Genomic DNA, 228 nt, shown 5'->3' on the forward strand with positions numbered 1-228 from the left:
TTGCTGTTTTATCATGGCGAAACATCGCCCTACCCGTACTCACTTAACTGGCTGGATGAGTTTGACGATCCGCAACTTGCCCGGCAGTTGTACACCGAAGCTTTTCCGTTGGTGGATATCACCATCGTACCTGACGATGAGATCATGCAACATCGGCGTATAGCTCTGCTGGAACTGATTCAAAAGCATATTCGCGACCGCGATTTAATCGGCATGGTCGACAGGATC

General features: G+C 49.6%; 1 protein-coding gene. It reads left to right on the forward strand.

The window, feature by feature from the left end:
* The coding region (locus tag R0J87_RS25620; protein ID WP_498889826.1) for an Rpn family recombination-promoting nuclease/putative transposase at positions 1–228 on the forward strand (228 nt) is incomplete at both ends.

This window comes from Halomonas sp. SIMBA_159, assembly GCF_046536035.1.
Classification (GTDB): domain Bacteria; phylum Pseudomonadota; class Gammaproteobacteria; order Pseudomonadales; family Halomonadaceae; genus Vreelandella; species Vreelandella venusta_A.